Origin of the sequence: Bacillus sp. SIMBA_005 (assembly GCF_046535585.1) — a bacterium.
GTDB classification, from domain to species: domain Bacteria; phylum Bacillota; class Bacilli; order Bacillales; family Bacillaceae; genus Bacillus; species Bacillus pumilus.
In genome coordinates this window covers 1-370 of sequence record NZ_JAWRWI010000093.1, presented here as the reverse complement: position 1 = coordinate 370, position 370 = coordinate 1, and the positions used below count along the sequence as shown (strand labels likewise).

Genomic DNA, 370 nt, shown 5'->3' with positions numbered 1-370 from the left:
CTGGAGCCACTGGTGTAACCGGAGATACCGGTCCTACTGGAGCCACTGGTGTAACCGGAGATACCGGTCCTACTGGAACCACTGGTGTAACCGGAGATACTGGCCCTACTGGAGTTACTGGGGCAACTGGAGATACTGGTCCTACTGGAGCCACTGGTGTAACTGGTGATACAGGTCCAACGGGACCTACTGGTGATACTGGGGCAACTGGAGATACTGGTGCCACTGGTGCAACTGGAGATACTGGTCCTACTGGAGCCACTGGAGATACAGGTCCTACTGGTGTAACTGGCGCAACTGGTGCTACTGGTGTAACCGGAGATACTGGTCCTACTGGAGTTACTGGGGCAACTGGAGATACTGGTGCCAC

The 370-nt window shown here is 55.4% G+C and carries 1 protein-coding gene; it reads left to right on the top strand.

Annotation, left to right across the window (positions count from 1 at the left end; all coding sequences use genetic code 11):
* Window positions 1-370: collagen-like domain-containing protein (locus SB660_RS19260; protein ID WP_410583826.1), on the top strand; the 370-nt coding region annotated here is incomplete at both ends.